Here is a 24,763-nt window from a genome sequence, read left to right as displayed (position 1 = left end):
CGGAAACGCGGGGTCCTCGCACCGTCGGCCGCGAGGCGGTCACGACGGGCGGGAATCGTCTTACCCGCTCAGATTCAGCGTGCGCTCGTCTCCGTGCCGAGGTCGGTCTCCCCGGAAGGTGTCCCGCGCACCTCCAGCATCACCTCGGGCGCCTGGACCAAGGTGTTGGTCACGGTGCAGTGCGACACCACCGCACGCAGGGCGGCCAGCCTCTCCGCCGGCAGGCTGGGGGCCGTCACGGTCAGGCGCAACGACGCCACGCGCGGCGGCCGGTCGTCCGCCATGCGGAACCCGGCACGGACGGAGAAGCCGTCCCGACCGGCACCGTGCCGGTCCAGGAAGCGCCCCGCGTAGTGCGCGGCGCACGAAGCCACCGCCGCCACGAACAGCTCCACGGGCGTGGGAGCGGTGTCCTTTCCTCCGTCGGCGAGCGGTTGGTCGACGGTCAGGACATGCCCGCGGACCCGGACCTCGTAGGCGTCTGCGACGACCGGCACCACATCGACGACTCCGGGTGCGGCACTGGGCTCCGGTTCCACGGCGGCTGCCTGGAACAGCAGCAGACCGGCGAGACGCCTGGCCTCCTCTGCCGTGAGCGACGTCCACAGTTCGTCCTCGTCGTAGGAGGCGAAGGACGTGTCCAGGACGACGCGCCCCATCCGCTTGGGCAGCCCCCGGGGAGTGAACCGGGTGACATTGATCGTACGACCACAGTGTGTGTGCAGTTTCCTCTCGTCTCCCGCCGGGTTTCGCCGGTCGGCCTCACCGCGTCGGCCGGTCCCGGTCCGGTCCGGTCCGACGCCACCCGGGGCGCGTGTTTCCGGGACCGCAGGGCCCCGCCTCGTGCGCCGTGCGAGCACCACCAGTCTCAGGAGCCGGACACGGAAGTGATACGGCGTCCTGTCAGACGTTCCGTCTCCACGGCGAGCCACATGGTGCGTCGTCCGCCGGGCCATGGCTCGGTGTGCGCGTGCTCCGCCAGCCGACGTGCCTCCTCCGCATCCGTCACGGCCCGGCATCGACCGACCACGAGAACGCTCCATCCCTGACTCATGGGTTCGTCGATGTGGTCAACCTCGAAGGCCACCTGGCTGTCCACGGCCGCGGCAGTGGCCGCGTCGGGGTCGGTACGGAACGCGATGTCTCCCTCCGACACCACATAGTTGAGGGGGAAGACCGCTGGGCCGTCGGGTGTGTTCAGCGCGAGGCGGCCCACTCCGTGCGTCGAGAGCAGGGCGCGGCACTCCTCCTCGTCGAGGTCGCGCAGCATCGGGTCGCGAAGTGCCACTCCCCGCCCCGGTGGACGGTCGGCGCCACCTCCCTGCAGCTCGACGTAGGTCGTACCCAGGGCATCGGCCAGTCGCACGAGGCTGCCGAATCCCGGATCCGCGGTGTGCGTCTCCAGGTAGGCCAGGTACTGCGGCGCCATCCGGGCCCGTTGGGCCACCTGCTCCAGGCTCAGCCCCTTGCGTCGGCGCGCCGCGGCCAGGCGTCGACCGACGTCGCCGGCCTCGGCAGCGGCCAGGGGGGATTCGACCCCTTCGCCACGGGGCACGCCCGAAGGCGCTCCCTCCGCCCCCCTCACTTCTTCCGACCCACGGTTCACACGTGCGTCGGGGCCGGGGAACACCAGAGTGACATCCCCGGTGTCGGACCAGCGCACGTCGTAGGGCGGAGTTCCGTCGTCGTGGTGGAGGCCGACTATCTCCCCGTCCCGCCGCGTGACGCCGGTGGACGGGCTTTCGACGATCAGCCGGTCGCCGAGGTGTGCGTACATGACCGCGCCCTCTCCGTCGAAGGGGTTCCTCACTCCAGCCTCGCGCGCGGGCGCCGCGCCCACCAGACGGCCGACGGTCCCGGCGGACCTGCCGAACGGCCCTCGTCGTCGGTACGAAGTTGCCAAGTCAGGGGCAGCACCGAGCGATAGGAGATCTCATGCCCCGGCCCGTTGTCCGCGGTCGAACTGACACCTCTTTCAAGGCGGTCGCCGAGGCCCTGACCCACAACGACGTCACCGCCGTCCCAGTGGTGGACGACATCGGTCGCCCAGTCGACGTCGTGTCGCAGGCGGATCTGGTCCGCAAGGTCGCTCGGCGCCCCGATCCCGCCGAGCCGACGGACCGCTCTGCCGGTGAGAATGTCACGGTCGAGGAGCTGGACGACGCCCTGCCGGAGGAGATGTCCCGCGACGTCCTGATCCGGATGCCGGGTCTGGCACCCACCGACATGACGGTGCACGTGGAAGAAGGCCAGGTGACCGTCGAGGGCCGCTTGGACAATCAGCAGCTCGTTCCCGTCATCGAGCGGCCGCGCCTGGGCGTCGACGGCGTCGTCTCGGTCGACCTGCACGTGTCCGGCCGAGGAGGCCGCACGCGACGTCGAACCCCTCAGCCGAGCGCGCCCCGAACACGCTGCAGCCGGGAACGCCATGAGTCGGAATCCGACGGTCCACGCCGGAGCGGCGACCCCGCTCCGCCCCCTGGCCCTCAGCCCCGAGAGGTCCGGGGCCGGTCGACCCACCGGGTCCCGAGGCGGTGCCCGAACGGCCCCTGGTTCACAGACCGCCGCTGCGTGAGGCTGAAGACGACAGCCGGAGGTGGTCACGATGCGCACAGGCACAACCATTCGGCGGTCCCTGTGGCGTTGGCGCCGCAATCCGCTGCGCCGCCGCGAGGACGTACTCGAGGCCTGGATCCTCCTGATCGTCTGGCTCGTCATCGCCCTCGCGGGTCCCGTGGCCGGAGTGCTGGGGGCACACGCCGCGGCACACAGCGCCGCACAACGACGCGCGGAGCGGCACTCCGCGACCGCCACCCTCGTTTCGGACGTGTCCAGCAGTTCCCTGTCCACGGGGACGACCGGAGGCCGGATCGACGCCACCGTGCGGTGGACGGCACCCGACGGCACCCGGCACTCGGGCAAGATCCCCGTCGACGAGGGTATGAAGGCGGGCTCGAGGGTCACGGTCTGGACGGATCGCCAGAACCACCTGACAACGGCGCCGCCCGCCGCCACCCAGGCGGGGGTGGACGCGGCGTTCATGGGTGCCGCGTCCTCCTTCGCCGTCGTCACGGCGGCAGCCGCCGGCTACTACGGCGTGCGAATCATCCTCAACCGCCGCCGTCGCGCCGCGTGGGAGCACGAGTGGCGGGACGTCGGTTCCCAGTGGGGACGCGCGGCCAGTTGAACCAGGGCACGTCGTGCGGCGTTCCGCGGATGCGGCGTCGAAGGTGCTCGGGTGGTGAGGAGCCCGCGAGGCGGAAGGAGGAATGATGATCGGTCTCATGGGCATGGGCGCGGACGGTTCGGCGCCAGGTCTCGAAGCAGTCGTATGGACGGCACGTGAGGCGGAAGTCTGCGACCTGACGCTTCGGGCCGTCCACTGCGCCGGCCCCGGCCCGCGCGTCTGCCCCTGGATGCCTCCCTGCCCAATTCGGCCCGAGATCACTTCAGGCTGGGGCGGACGCGGAGGAAGCGCTCCTCCGGGCTCGCGCCGAGGCTCCGCGCTGCTGGCCGAGGGGGCCCCGCATGGGTTCCGGCGGAGCAGCCGCACGACGCCACCCTTGTGGTAGTCGGTTTACGGCAGTCGGGAGCCGCACGTGAACTGTTCTCCTCCGCCCCTGTCTCACTGCCGCTGAGCGGGCGGTCGGCATGCCCGGTCGTCGTCCTGCGCGAGGACGAGCACACGACTCAACAACCGCCGTACTTCGCCGTCGGCGTGGATGGCAGCGCCGACTCGGCTGCCGCCATGGACTTCGCGTTCGACGAGGCGGAACTGCGCGGCGCGAACCTGCGCGCCTTGTACGTCTGGCACACCCCCGCCCCATGAGGTGGTCGAAGGACGCCCGGTCCAGGAACTGAGCAGGGCCGCTGAGCACGCCCTCGGTCTGGTCGTGGGCGCCCGGGGCCACGGCGGCTTCCGCGGCATGCTCCTGGGCTCCGTCAGTCAGGGCGTCCTGCACCACGCCTACTGCCCGGTGCTCCTCGTCCCCCACCGGCGGCACCAGTGACCCTCCTGAAGCTCACCATCAGGGAAGGTGCCCGGTCATGACGGCTGCCGTGGTGGTGGGGGCGGGCGGCTTCCCGTCGAGCTTCGCAGCGGTGGGGACGGCGGCCCGGCAGGCGGAATCACGTGGCACCGCACTGCGACTGGTGCACGCCTCCGGCTGGCCGATGCCGAACGGCCGGCGCACCCAGCGGCCCCCAGGCGTGGAGACCACCCACCACCTCACGGTGGGTAAGCCTGTGGTGGTCCTGGAGATCGAGCCTCATACGTCTCTCGCGTATGCGTGTGGCGGGTACGCCTTCCTTCTCCAGTCCGGACGAAGATCGAGACCGCGCACGCCGGTCTTCCTGCGGATTGCCCCGCGGGTGGCCGGCTCCGACGCGTCCGGCGGCGCGCCCGGCGAACGCGCCGCCGGACGCGTCGGACGGCCGGGCCGTGTCAGACCGCGTCCGCGGCGACGACTTCCCGCCGGGGGCCACCCAGGACCACCTTCAGCGCCCCCGTGTCGGCGGCCGCGGAGAAGACCTCGTACGCCTCCTCCATGCGATCGAGCGGGAAGGTGTGGGTCACCAGCTGGCCGGTGGGGAGCCGTCCGGCCGCGGTCATGCGCAGCAGCGTCGGCGTGGAGCGGGTGTCGACCAGGCCGGTGGTGACGGTGACGTTCTTGATCCACAGGTCTTCCAGGTGCAGGGTCGCCGGCCTGCCGTGCACGCCGACGTTGGCGACGTGCCCGCCCGGGCGCACCATCCGGGTGCACATCTCGAAGGTCTCCGCAACGCCCACTGCCTCGATGACGACATCGGCGCCGAGGCCCCCGGTCAGGTCGGCGACCAGCTGCTCCGGGTCCTCGCGGGCGTCCGCCACGGCCTCGGCCCCGAGCTTGCGGGCGGCCTCCAGCCGGGCGGTGGCCAGGTCCACGACGACGATCCGCTCGGGTGCGAACAGCCGTGCCGTGGCGACCGCGGCGAGTCCTACGGGGCCGGCGCCCACCACGACGACCGTGTCGCCGGGACGGACGCGCCCGTTGAGCACACCCACCTCGTAGGCCGTCGGGAAGATGTCGGCGAGCAGCACGGCGTCCTCGTCGGTGACCGCGCCCGGCAGCGGGTGCACGGAGAGATCCGCGTACGGGACTCGCACGTACTCCGCCTGAGTGCCGTTGATCAGATGGCCGAGGATCCAGCCGCCCCCGCCGAGGCACTGGCCGTAGACGCCCTCACGGCAGTAACGGCACCGTCCGCAGGCGGTGATGCAGGACACCAGGGCGCGGTCGCCCGGCCGTACGGTGCGTACGTCCGTGCCGACCTCGACGATCTCGCCGACCGCTTCGTGACCGAGGACGGTTCCGGGCCGCACCTCGGGGACGTCCCCTTTCAGAATGTGCAGGTCCGTCCCGCAGATGGTGACGGCGTCGACCCGCACGATGGCGTCGGTGGGCTCCTTCAGTTCCGGATCGGGTGTGTCCTCCCAAGCGGACCGGCCCGGACCGTGGAATACGTAGCCTTTCATCGTGATGCTCACTCTCCTAGCGCTCGGGAGCATCCGGGGCCACGGTGACCGGTCCGCGCCGGGCGGGCCCCACGACCGTCGGTACGACGGGGATTGCCCCACAACTCCAGACTGTCCCCGGCAGCACGGACGCCGCTTGGGCCGGTCGGCCCCCGCCCGCCGCCTGTCGGCCCTCGGCCCGCTCGGCGTGCTCACGTCCGCTCCGGCACGACGACGACCGGGCAGGCCGAGCGATGCAGGACGGCGTGGGCGACCCGGCCGAGCCGCCCCTGGGTGCGACGGCCGATCACCAGCAGGCTGGCTTCCGCCGAAGCGGCGGGCAGCACCGCGCGTGCCGGGCCCTCGACGGTGTGCCGGCGCACGGCGACGTCGGGCGGTGCGTCTTCCAGGGCTGCTTCCAGTTCCCTGGCTGCCCGCTCCTCGTACAGCCGGGCGGGTTCTCCCGTCAGCAAGGGATGGTCGATCGTCTCGTGGGCGGGACAGCGCCAGGCCCGAACGGCCGCAAGGGGCACGTGACGCAGACGTGCTTCCGTGAAGGCGAGGCGCAGGACGGACGCCGCCGGCTCGCCGACACCGACGACGACGCGGCCGTCCCGTCCTCCGAGGGCGCGGTTGTCGTGGTTGCCGCGCAGCACGACGACCGGGCAGTCGCTCCCGGCGGCCACGGTCCGGCTCACGGAGCCCAGCAGCCTGTCGGCGATGCCACTGCGGCCTCGGCTGCCCACGATGATCATGGACGCGTTGCGCCCCGCGCAGACCAGGGCGTGCTCGGCCTCGTCGAACACCGTCTCGGTGGTGACGACGAGATCGGGATGCCGTCGCCGGGCACGCCGGGCGGCGGCGTCGAGGATGTCGTCGGCCCTCGTGTCGGCGGGGGTCCCGTCCAGCTCGCGGGCGAGGGCGGCGCCCTCGTACCGCTCCCACAGGGTCCCGCAGACCACCAGGAGGGGAACTGTGTGCAGGGTGGCCTCGTCGGCCGCCCAGTCGACGGCTCGCAGGCTGGGCTCCGAGCCGTCGACCCCGACCACCAGAGGCAGATACATGACGCCCTCCTCTCGACCGAAATGCGTCAGGGATGCGCCACGACGGCGACGGGTGCACCGACGTGGTGCAGCACCGCGCGGGCGACCGCACCGATGTGCGCGCCGAGCGGGGCGGGCCGGATGCGCCGCCCGACGACCACCAGGGACGCCTCCTGCGAGGCGTCGACCAGAAGGTGGGCGGGGCTGCCGGGGCGGGACACCTCGACGACCTCGACATCCGGGTACGTCTGCCGCCAGGGCAGGAGCAGCCGGGTGAGGTCCGCGGCCTTCCTGCGGGCCACCCCCTGGTCGGCCACCACACCCGCGGCCAGTGAAGGGTGGTAGGGCGGTGGCTGCCAGCCGCTGACCACGTGCACGGCCGTGCCGCGGCGCTGTGCCTCGTCGAAGGCGAAGGCGAGCACACCGTCGTCGGGACTGCTGACGTCGAGTCCGACGACGACCGGCCGGAAGGCGGTGGCCGCGGACGGCACACCGACGCAATCCGTGACGTGTTCGTCGGCCTCCTGCTCACCCGCACGCACGAGAACCACGAGAGCCTCGCTGCGGGCGATCACGGACTGTCCGACGGAACCGGCCAGGAAGCCGCCGAGTCCGCTGGGCGCGCGCGTGCCCAGGACCAGCAGTTCCACCCCGTCGGCGTCCCTGACCAGCGTGTCCGCCGGTGGGCCGGACCGCTGGTCACTGGTCACCACGACACCGGGGTGGCGCAGCCGGAGCCCGTCGCCCACCTTCTGTGGGACACGCTCCGTCCAGTACTGGTGGGTCTTCGCGCCGAGGACGGGATCCTGGGCCAGGACCGCGGGAGCCGGCTCCCACACATGGAGCAGGCGTACCGGCAGGTCGCGCAACTCGGCCTCACGGGCCGCCCACTCGGCGGCGGCGTGGCTCTGGGGCGATCCGTCGATTCCCACCGTGATCGTGCGGGTCATGTCGCACACCTCCCGTGTCGGCCCTTCCGACTCCAGCGTGTCGCGCAACGGAGGCGCCGGGGTAGGGGCCACTCGTCCCCGGACACGACCGAGGGTCCCTTCGGCCGATCCGTGCGGCCGAACCGCAGGTCGGCATCGGTCCCGACGCCCGGCGGACCGCCTTCCCGCTCAGCCCTTGCCGGTCGTCCAGGTCTGTCCGTCCGGCATCACCGCGAAGGCGGCGACGCCAGGCAGGGTGCCCACCGCCCGGGTAGCCCCGGCCGGCACGGGAGCGCAACGTCGCAAGGGCCACGGACCGTGGCCGCCGGGGTGCACCGGACGTGCTGAGGATCCAGTCTGAAAAGGATTCGGCAGTGATTCCGTCAGGCACTCCGCCGGGCTTTGGGCGCGTGCCCTCCACCGACTTCAGGACGCGGCCGTGAATGCAACAGCGCACCGCGTCGACCCGGTCGACGTGGCCCGAGCGGCGTTCCGGTCCGTGGCCGCCGGGCATCTGGACCACTTCACCGATCTCCTCCACGAGGATGTCGTCTTCGACGTCGTCCCCGTGGGTCTGCGCCGGGGCCGGCAGGCTGTGCGGCGCTACTTCGAGGAGGTCCGCCTGGCCATGCCCGACCTGGTGATGACCATGGAACACGCCGTCGGAGACGACCGGTACGCAGCGGTGGAATGGCGCATGACCGGTACCTTCGACGGAGCGCCCTACCAGGGTCTCGCCCCCACGAAACGGCACATCGCCCTGCAGGGTGTCGACTTCGTCGAAGTCGACACCGGACGCATCAGGCGTTCTCGAACCATCTTCGACGGCGCCGAACTGGGCCGCCAGATCGGCCTCCTGCCCTCCCGCGGTTCAGCGGCCGACCGTGCCACGACCAGGGCGTTCAACGTGAAGACGCAGCTGACCGACCGCTGGCGGGAGCGTCACGCGCGTCAACGCAGCCACGCTCCGTAGCCCCCGCCGGGCGCCTCGGCCCCGCACGCGGACCGGCCGTCAGCGCATCCCGTTCCTGGGAGGACGCCGGGCGGGTGATCGTGGTGCCCTCGCGCCCTCGGGGTCCAGTCCTGCGGGCAGAGCGTGCCCGCCCCGTTCCGCGTCCGGCAGGGCGGCGGCCGCCTCTCGTTCCCGGGCCGCCTGCTCGGGATGACGACGCTGCCAGTAGGGGTTGTCGTGCGACAGCTTGCTGGACACCCGGCCGTACATGCCGAACGTGGCGATGACCAGTCCCATGACGAAGCTGAAGATCACGTTGGTCATCCCGAAGTCGAGGACGTTGGCGCGACGGTCCAGTACGAAGACGTGGAAGAACCCGCTCAGGACGAAGAGCGCGCCGACCGTCATGTTGAGGACCGAGGCGAAGTTGCCGCCGACCGCCGCGCCGGCGAGCAGCGTCAGACCGACGACGGCGGAGATCACGCTGAGCGCTACGTTGGTGGTCATGCCGGCGATCGTGTCGCCCGCGGTGTCGAACGGGCTCAGCGCGTCCGCGAAGCCGAGACATGCGAAGACCAGCAGGACCAGCCCGCAGAAGCCCGCACCGTAGCGGTAGACGGTGGCCAGATGGTGATCGACGGGCATTTCGTCTTTTAGCCTCATGTCCATTGTTTCCCCGTATGCGCTTGCTTCGGATGCATGTCCGGCGACAGGGCCCCGGGCTGGTACCGGGGCGTGCATCCGCCGCGGGCCCCGCGTGCGAAGTGGGCAGTGACGACCTGGTGCGCGCAGCGGCCGCACCGTCCGGCCTGCCGGCAGGAGACGCTCATGCACGAGGTGGCGACGGACCAGGCGTTCGACGCGCGCGGCCGGCGGCACGACGACGGCGTCGGTGACCGTCCGGCGCCGGAGCCGGTGATACGGCAGGTACCGCTCACCTGGCGCGGCCTGGGTCTGGACACGATGGCGTCGCTGCTGGTGGAGTCCTTCGCCCGCCTCGGCAGTCGCTGCTTCGCGGCCCGTTGCCAGTGGCCCCGCCTGCATCCGCTGAACGAACGCGCGCTGGGCGCGGTGACGCACCATCCGCTGATCATGGCGGAGTCCGCCCGGCAGCTCGCCCTCGCACTGGAGTACGGCCGTCCTCCGGGAACGGTTCGTGCTCGGCTCGAACCCGTCTCGGTCCGCCTGGGACTGCGGCTGCGGTCGTGGCCCGTGGAGCGGGGCGGCGCCACCGACGTGGACGTGCGGATGAGCGTGAGCGATCTGGTGACCGTGGCCGGTCGGCCCGTGTCCCATCGCGTCACGGCCGAGTTCCTGCACACGGGGAAATCCTTCGGGTCGTGCACCATGCGGTTCGCCCGCCCGGCGGGCTCGGCGGTACCCGTGGAGGGAGCACCGCTTCCGGGTCTGCTGCATCCCCCGGCGGCCGCGGTCGGTGCCACGGCCGACGGTGACGTGATGCTGGCACGGGGCCCTCGGGGACGACTGGTGACCGCCCCGCGCGACCCCGGGCACCCGGTGCTCCTGGCCGGCCGGCCGGCGCGCATGCCCCTGTTGGCGGTCCTGGAGGCGGGGCGGCAGGCGGTTCTGCTGGAGAGTGGGATGACGGCTGCCGCGGTGATCGGGTTGCGGGCGGACGTGTGCGCACCGGTGCCGTCGCGCGGTGCCCTGATCGAGACCTCGGCGGAACCGGGCGGATCCCGGTTCCTGGTCACGGCCTCGGGCCGCCCCGCCGCGACGGGCGCGGTGACGTTGTGGAGCAAGTGATCGGCAGTCCCGGCATGGTGTGGTGGACGGACCGGAAGGAAAGAGCCGTGGCGGCGAACGGACGGCAGGACCAGGAACGACTGCTCTGTCTGGTGACCGGCGCCTCCGGGTACGTCGGCGGACGCCTCGTGCCGGAGTTGCTGGGGGCCGGTCACCGGGTGCGGTGTCTGGCCCGCACCCCGGCCAAACTCCGTGACCAGCCCTGGGCGTCCGATGTCGAGAGCGTGCGGGGAGACGTCACCGACCCGCGTTCCGTCGCCGAGGCCATACGCGGCGTCGACGTCGCCTACTACCTGGTGCACGCCCTCGGGTCGGGCTCCGGCTTCGAGGACACCGACCGTCGCGCGGCGCGCGTCTTCGCCCAGCAGGCGTACGAGGCGGGCGTGCGGAGGATCGTCTACCTGGGTGGTCTGACTCCGCGAGGCGTTCCCGAGCGCACGCTCTCCCCTCATCTGCGGTCACGCGCCGAGGTCGGCCGCATCTTCCTCGACGCCCCCGTGCCCGCCACCGTGCTGCGGGCCGCGGTGGTCATCGGATCGGGGTCGGCGTCCTTCGAGATGCTGCGCTACCTGACCGAGCGGCTTCCCGTCATGGTGACGCCCAGCTGGGTGCACACCCGCACCCAGCCCATCGCGATCCGCGACGTGTTGCACTACCTGGTCGGGTCGGCCACCATGCCGGACAACGTCGACCGCGCCTTCGACGTCGGAGGGCCGGACGTGCTCACCTACCGCGAGATGATGCGCCGCTACGCCACCGTGAGCGGGCTCCGGCGGCGGATCATCGTGCCCGTTCCGGTGCTCACTCCCGGGCTGTCCAGCCACTGGGTCGGCCTCGTCACGCCGGTACCGGCCGCCCTCGCCCGGCCCCTGACGGAGTCCCTGCGTCATGAGGTGGTGTGCCAGGAGCACGACATCGCCCGGTACGTCCCCGACGCTCCCGGCCGGCCCCTGCCGTTCGACGAAGCCCTGGCGCTGGCCCTGCGTCGGGTCCGGGAGGCCCAGGTGGCCACGCGCTGGTCGTCCGCCTCGGTCCCCGGAGCGCCTAGTGATCCGCTGCCCACCGACCCCGACTGGGCCGGCGGCAGTCTGTACCAGGACGAGCGGGAACTGCGGGTCGACGCGTCTCCGGAAGCCCTGTGGAAAGTGGTGGAGGGCATCGGCGGGGACAACGGCTGGTACTCCTTCCCGCTGGCCTGGGCCGTCCGCGGCTGGCTGGACCGGTTCGTCGGCGGTGTCGGGCTGCGCCGCGGCCGGCGGGACGCCCAGCACCTGCGGGTCGGCGACTCGCTGGACTTCTGGCGGGTCGAGGAGATCGAACCGGGACGGCTGCTGCGGCTGCGTGCGGAGATGCGGCTGCCGGGACTGGCGTGGCTGGAGATGCACGTCGAGACGGACGCGGAAGGCCGTACCCGCTATCGGCAGCGTGCCCTGTTCCATCCGCGCGGGCTGCTCGGCCACGCCTACTGGTGGTCCGTGTTCCCCTTCCATGCCGTTGTCTTCGGCGGCATGGCACGCAACATCGGTCAGGCCGCCGTCAAGGGTATGACCACCCGCAGGAGTGATGACCGATCGTGGCGCATCCGGCGTCGACGCGCCCCGCGAAGTGTGGAGCACTGAGCCTTCGTCCAAGCACCACTGCGCCAGGAGTGACGCCATGACCGTCGCGGTCGTCCTGTTCACCTCGGACCTGCGTCTGCACGATCATCCGCCTCTGCACGCCGCGCTCGAAGCGGCGGACGAGGTGGTGCCGCTGTTCGTCCTCGACGCCGGCATCCACGCGGCGGGGTTCGACGCCCCCAACCGCAGGGCCTTCCTCGCCGACTGTCTCAGCGACCTCGACTCCTCGCTGCGCCACCGCGGTGGCCGGCTCGTGGTCCGCAACGGACCGGTCGTCCGGGAGGTCCGCGCGGTCGCCGCCCAGTGCGGGGCCGCCGAGGTGCACGTGGCCGCAGGTGTCACCGCGTACGCCCAGCGCCGGGAGGAAGGGCTGCGCGAGGAGCTGGGCGAGGACGGCGTCGCACTGCGCGTGCACGAGACGGTGATCACCGCCGTCGCCCCGGGGGCGGTGACGCCCTCCGGCTCGGACCACTTCGCGGTGTTCACTCCCTACTTCCGCCGCTGGTCGCAGGTCTCGTCGAGAAAGCCCCTGGCCGCTCCGCGCACCGTGCGGGTACCGGACGGAGTCCGCGGCGAGCCGCTGCCCGACCGCGCGGACGTGGCCGGTGCCTCGCCCGGTCTTCCGGCCGGAGGGGAGACGGCCGGGCGCGACCGGTTCGCACGGTGGTCGCGCTCCGGACTGTCCCGCTACGAGGAGCGGCACGACGACCTCGCGGACGATGGCACATCCCGGCTGTCGCCGTACCTCCACTTCGGTGCGCTCTCCCCGCTGGAACTCGTCCACCGGGCCCGCGCGCACGGCGGGCCCGGCGCGGAGGCGTTCGTCCGCCAGGTGTGCTGGCGGGCCTTCCACCACCAGGTGCTGGCGGCCCGGCCCGAGGCGTCGGTGAAGGACTACCGCACCCGGCACGACCGCTGGCGTGACGAGGAGGACGCCGCCGAGGACATCGCCGCCTGGCGGGGCGGACGGACGGGTTACCCGGTCGTCGACGCGGCCATGCGCCAGTTGCGTCACCAGGGCTGGATGCACAACTGGGCACGGTTGCTGGTGGCGAGTTTCCTGACCAAGACGCTGTACGTCGACTGGCGGATCGGCGCCCGGCACTTCCTGGACCTCCTCGTGGACGGCGATGTCGTCAACAACCAGCTCAACTGGCAGTGGGTCGCCGGCACCGGCACCGACACCCGCCTCCACCGCGTCCTCAATCCGCTCGTCCAGGCCAAGCGGTTCGACCCGGACGGCACCTACGTACGGCGCTGGGTCCCCGAACTCAGGAGCGTGACCGGCAGGAAGGTGCACGAACCCTGGCGCCTGGCGGCAGCGGAACGAGGAGAACTCGACTACCCGGACCCGCTCGTCGACCTCGCCGACGGACTCGCGCGCTTCAAGCACGCCCGCGGCCGGGACTGAGGGGACGCGTCGTGCACTGGCTCTTCGGTGACCAACTGGGTCCGCACTTCCTCACGCCGGGCGAAGGGGGACCCGGACCGGAAACCCCGTTGCTCATGATCGAGGCGCGCTCCGTCTTCCGGCGGCGCCGGTTCCACCGGGCCAAGGCCCACCTGGTGCTGTCCGCGATGCGCCACCGCGCGGCCGAACTGGGCGACCGCGTCACGTACGTGCGTGCCGACACCTACCGTCAGGGCCTCGAACGGGCGGCGCGCGGGCGCCCGGTCGGCGTCCACCACCCCACCTCGCACGCGGCCCTGCGCCTGGTGCGTACCCTGCCCGGAGTGACGGTGGGACCCGCCCGCGGCTTCCTCGTGCCGATGGCCGACTTCGCCGCCTGGGCCGACGGCCACGGCGGCAGGCGCCTGCGGCAGGAGGACTTCTACCGCTGGGTACGCCGCGGGCACGATCTGCTCATGGACGGCGAGCAGCCCGCGGCAGGACGGTGGAACCTCGATCACGACAACCGGGAACCCCCGCCCCGCGAGGCCACCTCACTCCAGGTCGGCCGCCCGTACCGGCCCCGCGAGGACGACATCGACGAAGAGGTCCGCCACGACCTCGACCGCTGGGAGCGCGAGGGCGACGTCTCCTTCGTCGGACGGGACGGGCCCCGCCTGTTCCCCGCCACCCGGGCGGAGGCGCGACGTGCACTGCGGCGTTTCGTCGAACGCCGGCTCGCCACGTTCGGGCCCTACGAGGACGCCATGCTCGCCGCCGACCCCGCCATGAGCCACAGCCTCCTCTCGTCCTCCCTGAACCTCGGCCTGCTCGACCCGGCCGAGTGCGTCGAACGGGCGGAGCGCGCCTGGCGCGAGGGTCTGGCGCCGCTGAACAGCGTGGAGGGCTTCGTGCGGCAGATCGCCGGCTGGCGCGAGTACGTCTGGCAGGTGTACTGGTACTTCGGCGAGGAATACCGAAGCTCCAACGCGCTCCGGCACACCGCGCCGCTGCCGGACTGGTGGAGCGTCCTGGACGCGGACGCCGTGCGGGCGAACTGCCTGCGCACGGTCTTGGCCCAGGTGCGGGACACGGGCTGGACGCACCACATCCCCCGGCTGATGGTGCTCGGCAGTCACGCGCTCCAGCGGGGCTGGGACCCCGCCGCCGTCACGGACTGGTTCCACCGCTGCTTCGTGGACGGCTACGACTGGGTCATGCTGCCCAACGTCGTCGGCATGTCCCAGTACGCCGACGGCGGCCGGATGACCACCAAGCCCTACACGTCGGGCGGCGCGTACGTGAACCGCATGAGCGACCTCTGCGGCCCGTGCGTCTACCGGCCCGGCGACCGCACCGGCGAGCGCGCGTGTCCGTACACCGCCGGCTACTGGGCGTTCCTCGACCGGCACCGGGAACTGCTGGCCGGCAATCAGCGCGTGGCCCGGCCGGTACGGCAGTTGGACCGGCTCGCCGACCTTCCGGAGGTACGCGAACAGGAGCGTGCGCGGGGTGACACACCGCCTTGAACCTCTCACCGTTGCGCCGGTGGGGTGAAGTCGGACCGGACCCTGCGCCGGAGCGGGCAGAAGTCAGTGCATCCGCAACAGGGCACCCGGTGGAAGCAGTGGCGTGCGGACAACCAAGAGTGAGAAGGGGCTGCGCATGCCTGGACTGCCGCCGATGGTGGCCCCACCGGCCGAACGGGTCGACGACCCCCTCACCGCGTCTGACGCGGCGAACGCGGTCGGCACCGTCCTCGAGCAGGTACTGGACGAACGACTGCGGCACTCCCGTGCCGTCGACCCCGTCTTCGCCCGGGAGCTGGCCGACCGTCTCGCGGCGCTGACCGCGCGGGGCGGAAAGCGGCTGCGTACCGCGTTCGCCCACTGCGGCTGGCTCGCCGCGGGCGGCTCGGGAGACGCCACGGCCGTCCTGCGAACGGGAGCCGCACTCGAACTGCTCCAGGCGTGCGCTCTCGTCCACGACGACGTGATGGACGGCTCGGTGCGGCGACGAGGTACACCGGCCCTGCACGTCGACCTGGCCCGCAGGCACTGGGCAGCGGGCATGCACGGCTCGTCGGAGTCCTTCGGCACCTCCGCCGCCGTCCTGACCGGTGACCTGGCCCTCGCCTGGGCGGACGACCTGCTGGCCGAGACGGCACTCGGTACGCCGCACGGCACGCGCCTGCACGGCGAGTGGCGGGCGATGCGCACCGAGATGGTCGCCGGGCAGTACCGCGACCTGCACGCCCAGGCCGCCCGGTCCTCCGGCGTCGACGAGGCGCTGACCATCGCCACCTTGAAGAGCGCCCTGTACACCGTCGCGCGGCCCCTCGCGCTGGGAGCCGTGCTGGCCGGAGCCGACGGGGACGCACTGGACGCGCTGCGGGCGGCCGGCCGGTGCGCCGGGCTGGCCTTCCAACTGCGCGACGACCTCCTGGGCGCCTTCGGCGACCCCACGCTGACCGGGAAACCGGCCGACGACGACCTGCGCTCCCGCAAGCTCACCTACCTGCTCGCCGTCGCCGTCCGGCTCGCCGATGCCGCCGATGACCACTTGTCGGCCGCGGCGCTGGCTCCGGACGCGGACCCGAAGTCCGACAGGGCCGTCCGGCAGGTGCGGTCCGCGCTGGTGCGCACCGGTGCCCGGGACCTGGTCGAGGCGAAGATCGGGGAGCTGACGGACATGAGCCTCGCGCACTTCGACCGCTGCGGCGCGCGCCCGGCCGTGCGGCACGAGTTCGCCGCGCTGGTCGGGCGGGCAACGGGCGCGGTCCCGCGTGGTGACGGGGAGGTCGCGTGAAGCGGGTACCGGGGCCGACCGACCACGTCGTCGTGGTCGGGGCCGGGCTGTCCGGGCTGGCGTGCGCCCTGCACCTGCTGGGTGCGGGCCGCAGGGTCACCGTCGTCGAACGGGACGCCGGCCCCGGCGGCCGGGCCGGCCGGGTGCGGCGGGCCGGCTACGCGATGGACACCGGTCCCACGGTGCTGACCATGCCGCACCTGGCCGACGAGGCGTTCGCCGCCGTCGGGGACAGCCTCCACCGCCGCGTCGAGCTGACGGCTCTGGATCCGGCCTACCGGGCCTGTTTCGCGGACGGGTCCTCACTCGACGTGCACACCGACGGCGAGGCGATGGAGGCCGAGGTGCGCCGCTTCGCCGGACCTGCGCAGGCGGCCGGTTACCGCGACCTGCGGCAGTGGCTCGAACGGCTGTACCGGGTGCAGATGCGCCGTTTCATCGACACCAACTTCGACTCTCCCCTCCAGTTGCTGCACCCGGACCTGGCCCGGTTGGCGGCGCTGGGGGGATTCGGACGCCTGGACGGCCGCATCGGCCGCTTCCTGTCCGACGAGCGCCTGCGCCGCGTCTTCTCCTTCCAGGCGCTGTACGCCGGGGTGGCCCCCGCCCGCGCACTCGCTGCCTACGCGGTGATCGCCTACATGGACACGGTGGCCGGCGTCTGGTTCCCCAAGGGCGGCATGCACGCACTGCCCCGAGCCATGGCCGACGCGGCGGCGGACGCGGGTGCCGATCTGCGCTGGAGGGCCGAAGTGGACACGCTGGAGCGGTCCGCGGGCCGGGTACGGTCCGTCCGCCTGGCCTCCGGCGAGCGCATCGCCTGCGACGCCGTGGTGCTGACGTGCGAACTGCCCGCCGCCTACGGGCTGCTGGGACGGGCACCCCGGCGTCCGGTACGGCTGCGGCACTCACCGTCCGCCGTGATCCTGCACGCGGGCACCGACCGCACCTGGCCGCACCTCGCCCACCACACCATCTCCTTCGGCGCCGCGTGGGAGCGCACCTTCGAGGAGCTGACCCGTACCGGAGAACTGATGAGCGACCCCTCCCTGCTGATCACCCGACCCACCACCCACGACCCGGCCCTGGCACCGCCCGGGCGCCACCTCCACTACGTCCTGGCGCCCTGTCCCAACACCCACGTCGGTCCGGAGGCAGCCGCGTGGCGTGACCTCGGCCCGCGCTACCGCGACAGCCTGGTCGGCGTACTGGAAAAGCGGGGGCTGGAGGGGTTCGCGGACAGTGTCCAGGAGGAGCTCCTGGTGACGCCGCTCGACTGGGACGCGCAGGGCCATGCGGCGGGCAGCCCCTTCTCGGTCTCCCACACCTTCGCCCAGACCGGCCCCTTCCGCCCGCGCAACCTCGTACGAGGGCTGGACAACGTGGTGCTCGCGGGCTGCGGGACCACCCCGGGAGTCGGCGTTCCGACCGTACTGCTCAGCGGCAAACTCGCCGCCGCGCGTATCACCGGCGGCGCCCGCTCCCGGCCCGCCCGAACGCGTCGGTACCCGGCCGTTCCCGCCGCGTATCCCGCCCCGGCCCCGGCAGGTACCGATGAGCCGTCGTGAACTGGACGCGGCGGGGATCACCGATCCCCTGCTGCGCGCCGCCTACACCCGGTGCCGCCGGCTCAACGCCCGCCACGGCAAGACCTACTTCCTGGCCACCCGCCTGCTGCCACTCGAACGCCGCTCCGCCGTGCACGCCCTGTACGGCTTCGCCCGCTGGGCGGACGACATCGTGGACGACCTCGACCGGCACCGCACACCCGAGGAACGCGACCGGTTGCTGCGGCGCCTGGAGAGCGACCTGGCCGACGGGCTGCTCACCCGGGCGGGCCGCGAACCCGTGGTCAGGGCCGTCGCGGACACCGCCGGCCGGTACGGCATCGATCATGCGCTCTTCGCCGACTTCCTGTCCTCGATGCGGGCCGACCTGACCGTCACCCACTACCCGACCTTCGCCGATCTGCAGGGGTACGTGCACGGTTCGGCGGCGGTCATCGGCCTGCAGATGCTGCCGGTCCTCGGCACGGTCACGGCCCGGGAGGAGGCAGCGCCGCACGCGGCGGCGCTCGGCGTGGCGTTCCAGCTCACCAACTTCCTGCGCGACGTCGGCGAGGATCTCGACCGCGGGCGGGTCTACCTGCCCGGTGACCTGCTGGCCGCGCACGGCGTGGACCGGCCCCTGCTGGAGTGGAGCAGGCGTACCGGGCGCCGCGACCGCCGCATCCGGGCCGCTCTCATGGCGGCGGAGGCCATGACGCGGCGCGTGTACCGGACGGCGGAGCCGGGCATCACCATGCTCGATCCGCGGGTGCGTCCCTGCATCCGTGCCGCGTTCACCCTCTACGGCGGGATTCTCGACGCGATCGCCGAGCAGGATTACGGCGTGCTGCACCGTCGTGCGGTGGTGTCGCGTCGGCGTCGGGCGGCAACGGCCGCTGCCGGGGTGCTGCGCGTAGCCGGTGCCCGGTTGCGTGCTCGTACCGAGGACCGCGTGGCACGGGCAGGAGCGTCGGCAGTCGAACGGAAGGGTCAGGTGCGGTGAGTGGTCGAGGGAACGGCAAGCGGTGGTCGCCACCCTTGCGCCGACGTGCTTCCGGTCCCCACTGGGCGGCTCAGACTCCGACGTGGCGACAGGCACGTCCCGCGCTCATCGCCGACGCGCTCAAGAGGGCGTCCGCCCGTCCGTCCGGCAACTGGTTCGTGGTCGGCGCCTCCCGGAACGTGCGCGCGGGCGACCGGCCCTACGGCCGGACGGTCGGTGGTGTGGAGGTCGTGCTGTGGCGGTCGGAGGACGGCGAGCCCCATGCCGGTGAGGGCATCTGCCCGCACCTGGGCGCTCCGCTGCGCGACAGCCGGGTGGTGTGCGGCACGCTGGTCTGCCACTGGCACGGGCTCGCCCTGGACGGTTCCGCGTCCGCGGGCTGGCGGCCGTTCCCGGTGCACGACGACGGCGTACTCGTCTGGGTGCGGCTGGACGAGGTGGGCGGCGAGGAGCCCGGCGAGCGGCCCGTCGTGCCCGCCCGGCCCGTGACGGGCCGTGGGGTGGACGCGGTGTTCACGGCGGTGGGGCGGTGCGAACCGCAGGACGTGGTGGCCAACCGTCTCGATCCCTGGCACGGCTCGTGGTTCCATCCGTACTCGTTCGTCGACCTTTCGGTGGTGCGTGAGCCGCAGGGGGACGAGGACGACGCCTTCGTCGTCGACGTCTCCTTCCGGGTTGCTGGGCGGCTCGTGGTGCCGGTGCGGGCCGAGTTCACCGCGCCGGAGCCGCGCACGGTCGTCATGCGCATCACCGACGGGGAGGGCGCCACGTCCGTGGTGGAGACGCACGCGACGCCGCTGACCGGGCCGGACCACGAGCGTCCGCGCACCGCCGTGGTCGAGGCGGTCGTCGCCGCCTCGGACCGGCCTGGCTTCGCCGTGGCCCGGGCCGCGGCCCCCGTGCTGCGCCCGCTGATGCGCCGTACGGCCGGACGGCTGTGGCGCGACGACCTTGCCTACGCCGAACGGCGCTGGACGTTGCGCAGCACCGGTCGGTTTCCCGGCTGAGGGCGGCCGCCGGTCAGGGCGCCGAGAGGCGCCCTGCGGCGGCCCCGAGCGCTCGCAGCACGGGCGACCGCCCGGTCCGGGGAACCGTCCACAGGGTCTGGCCGCGCACTCCACGGTCGGCGAGCAGGGCGTTCGCGGCCAGAAAGCCGGTGGTGGCGGCGCGTTCCATGAGGGCGACGGGCAGGTCGCAGCGGATTCCGTCGCCGGCCAGGGTCAGCCACGGGTGGGGGGTGCGCACGGTGGGGCGCAGCCGGTGGGAGCCGACCTCGAACAGCGGGCAGTCCGAGCGCCACTCGTGCCGGGCGTCGACGACGCGCGCCCCACGGGTTTCCGGGTACACCTCGTGCAGCCGGTCGACGAGTTCGTCCTGCACCTGCTTCGGTTCGGCCGCCGGGTCCACGGCGTAGGCGTGCAGTTCCACGACCGATCCCCCGCTCCGCGCGGCCCAGCGGGCGGCCTCGCCCTCGTACCGCTCCAGGACACTGACGTTGTCCAGTCCGTCGAAGCCGCTGGTGCCGAGGAACCCGGGCCGGTCGGCGTCGACCGGCCGGTCGAGCCAGAGCCGCGAGACGAGGAACGGCGGCGCGGTGCGCAGGGCCGTGATGCCGTCCCGCCAGGCGTCGGTGCCCAAGCCGGGTGACGCTGCGACGGTCTGCCGCAGCCCCGCGGTGTCGAGGGCCAGTACCACCGCCTGGTGGCGGTCGGCACCGGTGTCCGTGATCACGTCCGCTCCGCCGCCGTCGCGCGGACGGACCCCTTGCACAGGGGTTCCGGTGCGCACGTCCACTCCGAGGCGCCGGAGGTAGTCGCCCAGCGGGTCCCACAGTGCCTGGGGGAAGGGTTCGTCCGGTACGTCGAAGAGCAGGCCCTCGGCCGATCCGAGGAAGTAGATGTGGAACATCAGCAGCAGTTCCGCGGCGGACAGGCGCCGCGGATCGGCGAAGAAGCTGCGGGAGAACACCTCGAAGGCCAGGTGGTGCGCCGCTTCGGGGAAGCGCACGCCTTCCAGGAAGCCGGTGGCGGTGACGGTGTCGAAGCGTTCGTAGACCTCGGGCACGCGCACGTCGAGGAGCGGCAGTGCGGCCCGCGCGTCCATCGCGGCGAGGTCCCGCCACCCGAAGGTGGGGCTGAGCGCGACGAAACCGAGCGCGCTGAACGGCGGGGTCCGCGGGACACGGGCGAAGCTGTCGGTCAGACCGCCGCTGTGCCGCAGCGGGTAGTCGGGCAGCGGGGTGAGGCGCTCCAGGCCGGGGTCCGTGCGGCGGAGCAGTCCGCGGAGGTTGTAGTACTGGCGGAAGAAGGCGTGGAACCCTCGGGTCATGGTCACGGCGCTGCCGTCCGCCAGCGTGGTGCGCCGGCCGGAGAGCCGGCCACCGAGTGAGTCCCCTTTCTCGTACAGGGTCACGCGGGCGCCGCGTTCGGCCATGAGGGTGGCCGCGGCCAGACCGGCGATCCCGCCGCCGATCACCGCCACGGACGGCTCGTCACCGCGTCGGAATCGGTCCGCACCGGGTGCGGGGAAGACGATCTCGGCCTTGCGGTCGCGGCCCCGTCGGGCGGCGGTGGTACGGCGGGCGGTCACCGGACGCGCTCCTCTGTCGTCTTGGGCTCGCCGTTGCGGGCGAGGAAGGTGTGCACGATGCCCGTCTGCCATCCGGCGACGGGGGCGACGCGCACCGAGGTCAGGCCCGCCCGGGTCATGCGGGCGGCGAATTCCGGGGCGGTGTCGAAGGCGAGGACGCTGTGCCGGAGATGGCGGTAGAGGGCGCGGTCGCCGGTGAGCGTGCCGGCGGGGACGACGAGCCCGCGGCACACCGCCGACCACAGGGCCCGGTGCACCGGTGAGCCGCTGAGGCTGTACTCGTGGGTGGCGAAGCGTCCGCCCAGCCGCAGGAGTCCGCGCACGCCGGCCAGGACCGCGTCCGGGTCGGTGACGTTGCGGAACAGGTAGGCGGCGAAGACCGCGTCGAAAGGGCTCTCGCCCTCGCGGGCCGCACCGATTTCCTCGGCGGTCAGGTGGAGGAAGCGCACGCGTGCGGGCCACGGTTTGGCAAGTGCTCGGCGCAGCATGCCCGCGGACGCGTCCACGGCCGTGATCCGGGCCCGTGGGGCGGCCCTGAGCAGGGCCGCGGTGGAGGCGCCGGTGCCGCATCCGAGGTCGAGCAGGTGCAGTCCGGCCCCGTCGTCCGGGAGCGCGAGGCGTCGGGCCGAGCGCAGCAGGCCGGTGCGGTAGCCGGGGTTGAGGGCCGTGAGGTGGTCGTAGGTGTGGGAGGCGTGGTCGAAGGCGCGGGCCAGGTCGTGGTCGCGCAGGAGTGTCATCGGTTGCTTCCTCCGGTTCGGGCGGCGGGCCGGGAACGGCGGGGCAGGAACGGCACTTCGGCCGCGGTGCGCAGCATCGGCCGGACGGGGGTGCGCAGCCCGATGCCCCACTCCTCCCGGAGCGAGGTCGTGCCGTCGAGGAACCTCAGCAGACGCTCGGCAGGGACCCGGCGGAACAGGTCGGTGAAGAAGCGCGGCCCGTCGATGCGACCGGTGTCCAGGGCGCGCAGCAGGATCGCGTCCATGGCCAGTGCCCGCAGCCCGTGCGGTGCCGGGAAGCGGTCGTGTCCGTCACGCAGGGCGGCGGCGATGGCCCTGCTGTGGCGTTGCACCGCGGCGAAGGTGTAGCCGGTGGCGGGACGGGTGGCACCGCCCGCGGTCCCGATGCGGAACACGGCGTGCCCGGCACGCCGTGGAAAGCGGGCGTCGGTCATGGGGATGACGCCCTGCTCCGTCCGTTCCACGGTGAGTCGGCCGAGTCCGAGGATGTCGCGGCAGTAGCGTCCGAGTGCCGACTCGTACGCCGCGGTGGTCAGCACCTCGCGGGAGAACTCGGTATACTCCACGAGCGCCCGGTCCGGCGCCAGCGGCAGGACGTAGCCGAAGGCGAGCCCGTGGGCCGGCTGCGGAACCCGGAAGTCCATCAGATCCACGACCGCGGGATCGAACCGGTCGGTGTCGGTGCGCACGAACCAGCCGCGGAAGTGCTGGAGCAGCCGCGTACGCGCCGGCGGCAGACCGGGCAGCGGCCGCGAGTCGAAGACCCTGCGGGCGTGCAGCGTCAGAAACCGGCCTCCCGGCAGCGCACACCGGACCTCCGCGCCCGCGGGTACGGCGCGCACCGCTTCCGCCGTCCCTCGCAGAAGGCGCGCACCCTCCGTACGGGCCAGGCGGCCGTGGACCAGTCGCTCGAAGTCCGCGGAGCGCACCATGCGGTAGGTGAACGGGGCCGGATCGACGGTGACCGAACCGCCGTCCGCGCCGTGCAGACGCAGTACGGACCAGGAGGCGCTGACCGCCTCTTCGAGGCCGTCGGTGCCCGCCCCCCAGTAGCACCAGGTGCGCCCCGCGGGGCGCAGCGGGCCGTCCGGCGGCTCCACCAGGGTCACGGCGGTGGCCGTGCCGCTCTCCGTCAGCCGGTGAGCGAGGCTGAGACCGGCCGCACCGCCACCGAGGACGAGCACGCCCGAGTCCTCGGTGCAGCGGGGTGTCACCACGTTCGCCGTTCGACGACCGGGCTTCCGTCGGAGCCCGGGTGCCGCAGCCCGCCGTGCACCTCGGAGCCGGTGGCCGGCGTGCCCGGACGGGCCCCTGCCGCTCCTGCCGCCAGGACACGCGCGACAAGCACACCCCTCGGATCCACGTCTCACCCCTCAGTACGGACAGCTATTCCGTCCGGTCGCCATGGCTTCGGGACCGAGGCCGTCCATGGATGCGGCCGGGCACCACTTCATCACTGGCGTCGCCCCTGCGGTTCCAGGTCCGCCCGTACCTCCCGCGCCGCGCGCGTACCCGATGCCAGGGCACCCTGAACGGAGCCGGTCGCCCGGTGGTCCCCGCACACGTACCTCCCTGGGCCGCGGCGGGTGGTTCGGCTCAGCGGCCAGGGCGGAAGCATCGCGGGCAGCGCGCCGTCGACGGTGCGGGCGGCGATCTGCTCCCAGCCGCTCGTGTCGGTGCCGTACAGCTCGGCCAGCCGCCGGAGCACCGCCTGGGCCCTGCCGGGGAGGTCCGTGCCCAGCACGGAGGTGGAGACCAGTGCGGTGCCGGGGGGCGCGTACGTGGGAGCGACTTGGCTGAGGACGCAGGTGTTCAGGATCGCTCCGGTGCTGTCCACCATGAGGATCGGTTCGGCCGTCGGCGGACTGTCGGTGGCGTGGTAGTAGGTGGTGACGGTGCGCGTGGCCGGAACGGTCAGGTCCGGGAGCAGGCCGACGGCGGTCGCCGGGTCCGTCGCCACCACGACCGCCCGGGCCGGCACCTCACCACCGTCGCCGAGCAGCACTCCGGCGTCCGTGATCTCCGCGACGGGCGTACCGAGGCGCAGGACGCCGTCGGGCAGGCCCTCGGCGAGCTGGGCCGGTACGGCGCCGATGCCCTCAGCCGGCAGGCACAGGGAGCCTCGGGCCATGCTCCGCCAGACGAGGTGGAAGAACCGGGCGGAGGTCTCGAGCCGGTCCTCCAGGAAGACGCCGGACAGGAACGGCCGCAGGATGCCGGCGATCGCGGCGTCCGACAGTCCCGCCCCGGACAGGGCTGCCGCGGTGGAGCGGTCCCGGCGTCGTCGAGTGACGGACACGGGCAGTACGGCGTCCCGTGCGGTGAGTGCCGCCAGCGCGGTCAGGTCGCGGGCCGACAGGGCTCGCCCCGGCAGCAGGGTCCCCGCCGCACGGGGCTCCCTGGTCGGATCGGCGAGGCGGACGGGCCCGCTCGGAGTGTGCGCGACGACGCCCGCGGTGAACCGTCTCAATCGCAGGCCCTGCAGCTCCAAACGCCGCTTCACCTGCGGGTAGGAGGTGTTGAACACCTGGAACCCACGGTCCAGCAGGAAGCCGTCCCGCCGGTCCGTGCGCATCCGGCCGCCGACGCCGTCGGACGCCTCCAGCAGTGTCACCCGCCATCCGGCGCGGCACAGGTCGAGGGCGCACGCGAGGCCTGCCAGGCCCGCACCGACGACGACCGCGTCCGCTGCCCGGCGATGTCCGTCGCTCATCTGTCTCCTCACTCGACGTCATGTCCGTGCTGTCCAGGCGCTGCAGGCCGACCGTTCGGCCCCTCCGCCTCGGCCGACGTCCCGGACCGTTCGGCACGGGCCGGGGACCGAAACCCGGTGCGAGTCGCGGCGAAACGCCCGCCGGCCGACGACCGCCAGGTCAGCGGACCAC

20 protein-coding genes and 2 pseudogenes are annotated in these 24,763 nt (G+C 72.9%); 12 read left to right on the top strand and 10 right to left on the bottom strand.

Annotated elements, in window-relative coordinates; genetic code table 11:
- Nucleotides 1–74 precede the first annotated feature (74 nt).
- Nucleotides 75–659: an OsmC family protein gene (locus tag ACFYZ3_RS09240; protein WP_388514962.1), complete on the bottom strand. Its 585-nt coding sequence runs from the start codon at nt 657–659 to the stop codon at nt 75–77.
- Between the two features lie 209 nt (nt 660–868).
- Nucleotides 869–1,777, bottom strand: a complete 909-nt coding sequence (locus tag ACFYZ3_RS09235) for a pyridoxamine 5'-phosphate oxidase family protein (protein ID WP_388514961.1) — start codon at nt 1,775–1,777, stop codon at nt 869–871.
- A 158-nt stretch (nt 1,778–1,935) separates the two neighbouring features.
- On the opposite strand from ACFYZ3_RS09235, the pseudogene ACFYZ3_RS09230 reads away from it, so the two are divergent.
- The 3 genes and pseudogenes from ACFYZ3_RS09230 to ACFYZ3_RS09220 form a co-directional block, all read left to right on the top strand.
- Nucleotides 1,936–2,031: pseudogene (locus ACFYZ3_RS09230) on the top strand (inosine-5'-monophosphate dehydrogenase); the annotation flags it as partial.
- Nucleotides 2,032–2,605: 574 nt separating this feature from the next.
- Complete coding sequence (locus ACFYZ3_RS09225; protein WP_161381647.1) at nt 2,606–3,187, top strand: hypothetical protein; 582 nt, start codon at nt 2,606–2,608, stop codon at nt 3,185–3,187.
- Between the two features lie 561 nt (nt 3,188–3,748).
- A pseudogene (locus ACFYZ3_RS09220) lies at nt 3,749–4,010 on the top strand (universal stress protein).
- Between the two features lie 434 nt (nt 4,011–4,444).
- On the opposite strand, the gene ACFYZ3_RS09215 reads toward ACFYZ3_RS09220, so the two are convergent.
- The 3 genes from ACFYZ3_RS09215 to ACFYZ3_RS09205 form a co-directional block, all read right to left on the bottom strand.
- The gene (locus tag ACFYZ3_RS09215) at nt 4,445–5,515 is read right to left on the bottom strand and encodes a zinc-dependent alcohol dehydrogenase family protein (RefSeq protein WP_061441021.1); all 1,071 of its coding nucleotides are present in this window, start codon (nt 5,513–5,515) and stop codon (nt 4,445–4,447) included.
- 191 nt (nt 5,516–5,706) lie between these two features.
- Nucleotides 5,707–6,558 carry a universal stress protein gene (locus ACFYZ3_RS09210; protein ID WP_388514960.1) on the bottom strand — a complete coding sequence of 284 codons (852 nt, stop codon included), beginning with the start codon at nt 6,556–6,558 and terminating at the stop codon, nt 5,707–5,709.
- A gap of 26 nt (nt 6,559–6,584) precedes the next feature.
- Entirely contained in the window at nt 6,585–7,487 is a 903-nt protein-coding gene (locus ACFYZ3_RS09205) for a universal stress protein (protein ID WP_388514959.1), read from the bottom strand.
- 418 nt (nt 7,488–7,905) lie between these two features.
- On the opposite strand from ACFYZ3_RS09205, the gene ACFYZ3_RS09200 reads away from it, so the two are divergent.
- Complete coding sequence (locus ACFYZ3_RS09200) at nt 7,906–8,439, top strand: ester cyclase (RefSeq protein WP_161380922.1); 534 nt, start codon at nt 7,906–7,908, stop codon at nt 8,437–8,439.
- Nucleotides 8,440–8,478: 39 nt separating this feature from the next.
- On the opposite strand, the gene ACFYZ3_RS09195 is transcribed toward ACFYZ3_RS09200, so the two are convergent.
- A complete protein-coding gene (locus ACFYZ3_RS09195) occupies nt 8,479–9,081 on the bottom strand; it encodes a DUF4383 domain-containing protein (protein ID WP_210914330.1) in 603 nt (200 codons plus the stop codon).
- Between the two features lie 165 nt (nt 9,082–9,246).
- Between ACFYZ3_RS09195 and ACFYZ3_RS09190 the strand changes: the two genes are divergently transcribed.
- The 8 genes from ACFYZ3_RS09190 to ACFYZ3_RS09155 all read left to right on the top strand — a co-directional run bounded on the left by ACFYZ3_RS09190 (nt 9,247) and on the right by ACFYZ3_RS09155 (nt 19,559).
- Nucleotides 9,247–10,185, top strand: a complete 939-nt coding sequence (locus ACFYZ3_RS09190) for a hypothetical protein (RefSeq protein ID WP_210914328.1) — start codon at nt 9,247–9,249, stop codon at nt 10,183–10,185.
- Between the two features lie 14 nt (nt 10,186–10,199).
- Nucleotides 10,200–11,804, top strand: a complete 1,605-nt coding sequence (locus ACFYZ3_RS09185) for an SDR family oxidoreductase (protein WP_388515968.1) — start codon at nt 10,200–10,202, stop codon at nt 11,802–11,804.
- A 37-nt stretch (nt 11,805–11,841) separates the two neighbouring features.
- The gene (locus ACFYZ3_RS09180; RefSeq protein WP_388514957.1) at nt 11,842–13,215 is read left to right on the top strand and encodes a cryptochrome/photolyase family protein; all 1,374 of its coding nucleotides are present in this window, start codon (nt 11,842–11,844) and stop codon (nt 13,213–13,215) included.
- An 11-nt stretch (nt 13,216–13,226) separates the two neighbouring features.
- Entirely contained in the window at nt 13,227–14,723 is a 1,497-nt protein-coding gene (locus ACFYZ3_RS09175) for a cryptochrome/photolyase family protein (protein ID WP_383253424.1), read from the top strand.
- 136 nt (nt 14,724–14,859) lie between these two features.
- On the top strand, nt 14,860–16,002 hold the full coding sequence (locus ACFYZ3_RS09170) for a polyprenyl synthetase family protein (protein WP_383253422.1): 1,143 nt from the start codon (nt 14,860–14,862) through the stop codon (nt 16,000–16,002).
- The gene (locus tag ACFYZ3_RS09165) at nt 15,999–17,570 is read left to right on the top strand and encodes a phytoene desaturase (RefSeq protein WP_164457512.1); all 1,572 of its coding nucleotides are present in this window, start codon (nt 15,999–16,001) and stop codon (nt 17,568–17,570) included. The genes ACFYZ3_RS09170 and ACFYZ3_RS09165 overlap by 4 nt, the downstream gene beginning before the upstream one ends.
- Nucleotides 17,557–18,552: a phytoene/squalene synthase family protein gene (locus ACFYZ3_RS09160; protein WP_388514955.1), complete on the top strand. Its 996-nt coding sequence runs from the start codon at nt 17,557–17,559 to the stop codon at nt 18,550–18,552. The genes ACFYZ3_RS09165 and ACFYZ3_RS09160 overlap by 14 nt, the downstream gene beginning before the upstream one ends.
- Nucleotides 18,549–19,559, top strand: a complete 1,011-nt coding sequence (locus ACFYZ3_RS09155; protein ID WP_385952393.1) for a DUF5914 domain-containing protein — start codon at nt 18,549–18,551, stop codon at nt 19,557–19,559. Before ACFYZ3_RS09160 ends, ACFYZ3_RS09155 begins: the two co-directional genes overlap by 4 nt.
- Nucleotides 19,560–19,572: 13 nt before the next feature.
- Here the strand turns inward: ACFYZ3_RS09155 and ACFYZ3_RS09150 are convergent, their stop codons facing one another.
- The 4 genes from ACFYZ3_RS09150 to ACFYZ3_RS09135 all read right to left on the bottom strand — a co-directional run bounded on the left by ACFYZ3_RS09150 (nt 19,573) and on the right by ACFYZ3_RS09135 (nt 24,591).
- Complete coding sequence (locus ACFYZ3_RS09150; protein WP_388514954.1) at nt 19,573–21,141, bottom strand: FAD-dependent oxidoreductase; 1,569 nt, start codon at nt 21,139–21,141, stop codon at nt 19,573–19,575.
- Entirely contained in the window at nt 21,138–21,878 is a 741-nt protein-coding gene (locus ACFYZ3_RS09145) for a class I SAM-dependent methyltransferase (RefSeq protein ID WP_383253415.1), read from the bottom strand. Before ACFYZ3_RS09145 ends, ACFYZ3_RS09150 begins: the two co-directional genes overlap by 4 nt.
- Nucleotides 21,875–23,092: a lycopene cyclase family protein gene (locus ACFYZ3_RS09140; RefSeq protein ID WP_388515966.1), complete on the bottom strand. Its 1,218-nt coding sequence runs from the start codon at nt 23,090–23,092 to the stop codon at nt 21,875–21,877. Before ACFYZ3_RS09140 ends, ACFYZ3_RS09145 begins: the two co-directional genes overlap by 4 nt.
- A 239-nt stretch (nt 23,093–23,331) precedes the next feature.
- Nucleotides 23,332–24,591 carry an NAD(P)/FAD-dependent oxidoreductase gene (locus ACFYZ3_RS09135; protein WP_388514953.1) on the bottom strand — a complete coding sequence of 420 codons (1,260 nt, stop codon included), beginning with the start codon at nt 24,589–24,591 and terminating at the stop codon, nt 23,332–23,334.
- Between the last annotated feature and the right edge of the window lie 172 nt (nt 24,592–24,763).

This window comes from Streptomyces sp. NPDC001599, assembly GCF_042893535.1.
Lineage (GTDB): Bacteria > Actinomycetota > Actinomycetes > Streptomycetales > Streptomycetaceae > Streptomyces.
The sequence above is the reverse complement of the archived record's forward strand: the minus strand, read 5'-3'. Positions and strand labels throughout refer to the sequence as shown.

What these genes read in the sequence shown, in the direction of transcription:
- ACFYZ3_RS09240 (WP_388514962.1), bottom strand. Translation starts at nt 659, where the DNA reads ATGGGGCGCGTCGTCCTGGACACGTCCTTCGCCTCCTACGACGAGGAC.
- ACFYZ3_RS09235 (WP_388514961.1), bottom strand. Translation starts at nt 1,777, where the DNA reads ATGTACGCACACCTCGGCGACCGGCTGATCGTCGAAAGCCCGTCCACC.
- ACFYZ3_RS09225 (WP_161381647.1), top strand. Translation starts at nt 2,606, where the DNA reads ATGCGCACAGGCACAACCATTCGGCGGTCCCTGTGGCGTTGGCGCCGC.
- ACFYZ3_RS09215 (WP_061441021.1), bottom strand. Translation starts at nt 5,515, where the DNA reads ATGAAAGGCTACGTATTCCACGGTCCGGGCCGGTCCGCTTGGGAGGAC.
- ACFYZ3_RS09210 (WP_388514960.1), bottom strand. Translation starts at nt 6,558, where the DNA reads ATGTATCTGCCTCTGGTGGTCGGGGTCGACGGCTCGGAGCCCAGCCTG.
- ACFYZ3_RS09205 (WP_388514959.1), bottom strand. Translation starts at nt 7,487, where the DNA reads ATGACCCGCACGATCACGGTGGGAATCGACGGATCGCCCCAGAGCCAC.
- ACFYZ3_RS09195 (WP_210914330.1), bottom strand. Translation starts at nt 9,081, where the DNA reads ATGAGGCTAAAAGACGAAATGCCCGTCGATCACCATCTGGCCACCGTC.
- ACFYZ3_RS09190 (WP_210914328.1), top strand. Translation starts at nt 9,247, where the DNA reads ATGCACGAGGTGGCGACGGACCAGGCGTTCGACGCGCGCGGCCGGCGG.
- ACFYZ3_RS09185 (WP_388515968.1), top strand. Translation starts at nt 10,200, where the DNA reads ATGGTGTGGTGGACGGACCGGAAGGAAAGAGCCGTGGCGGCGAACGGA.
- ACFYZ3_RS09180 (WP_388514957.1), top strand. Translation starts at nt 11,842, where the DNA reads ATGACCGTCGCGGTCGTCCTGTTCACCTCGGACCTGCGTCTGCACGAT.
- ACFYZ3_RS09170 (WP_383253422.1), top strand. Translation starts at nt 14,860, where the DNA reads ATGCCTGGACTGCCGCCGATGGTGGCCCCACCGGCCGAACGGGTCGAC.
- ACFYZ3_RS09160 (WP_388514955.1), top strand. Translation starts at nt 17,557, where the DNA reads ATGAGCCGTCGTGAACTGGACGCGGCGGGGATCACCGATCCCCTGCTG.
- ACFYZ3_RS09145 (WP_383253415.1), bottom strand. Translation starts at nt 21,878, where the DNA reads ATGACACTCCTGCGCGACCACGACCTGGCCCGCGCCTTCGACCACGCC.
- ACFYZ3_RS09135 (WP_388514953.1), bottom strand. Translation starts at nt 24,591, where the DNA reads ATGAGCGACGGACATCGCCGGGCAGCGGACGCGGTCGTCGTCGGTGCG.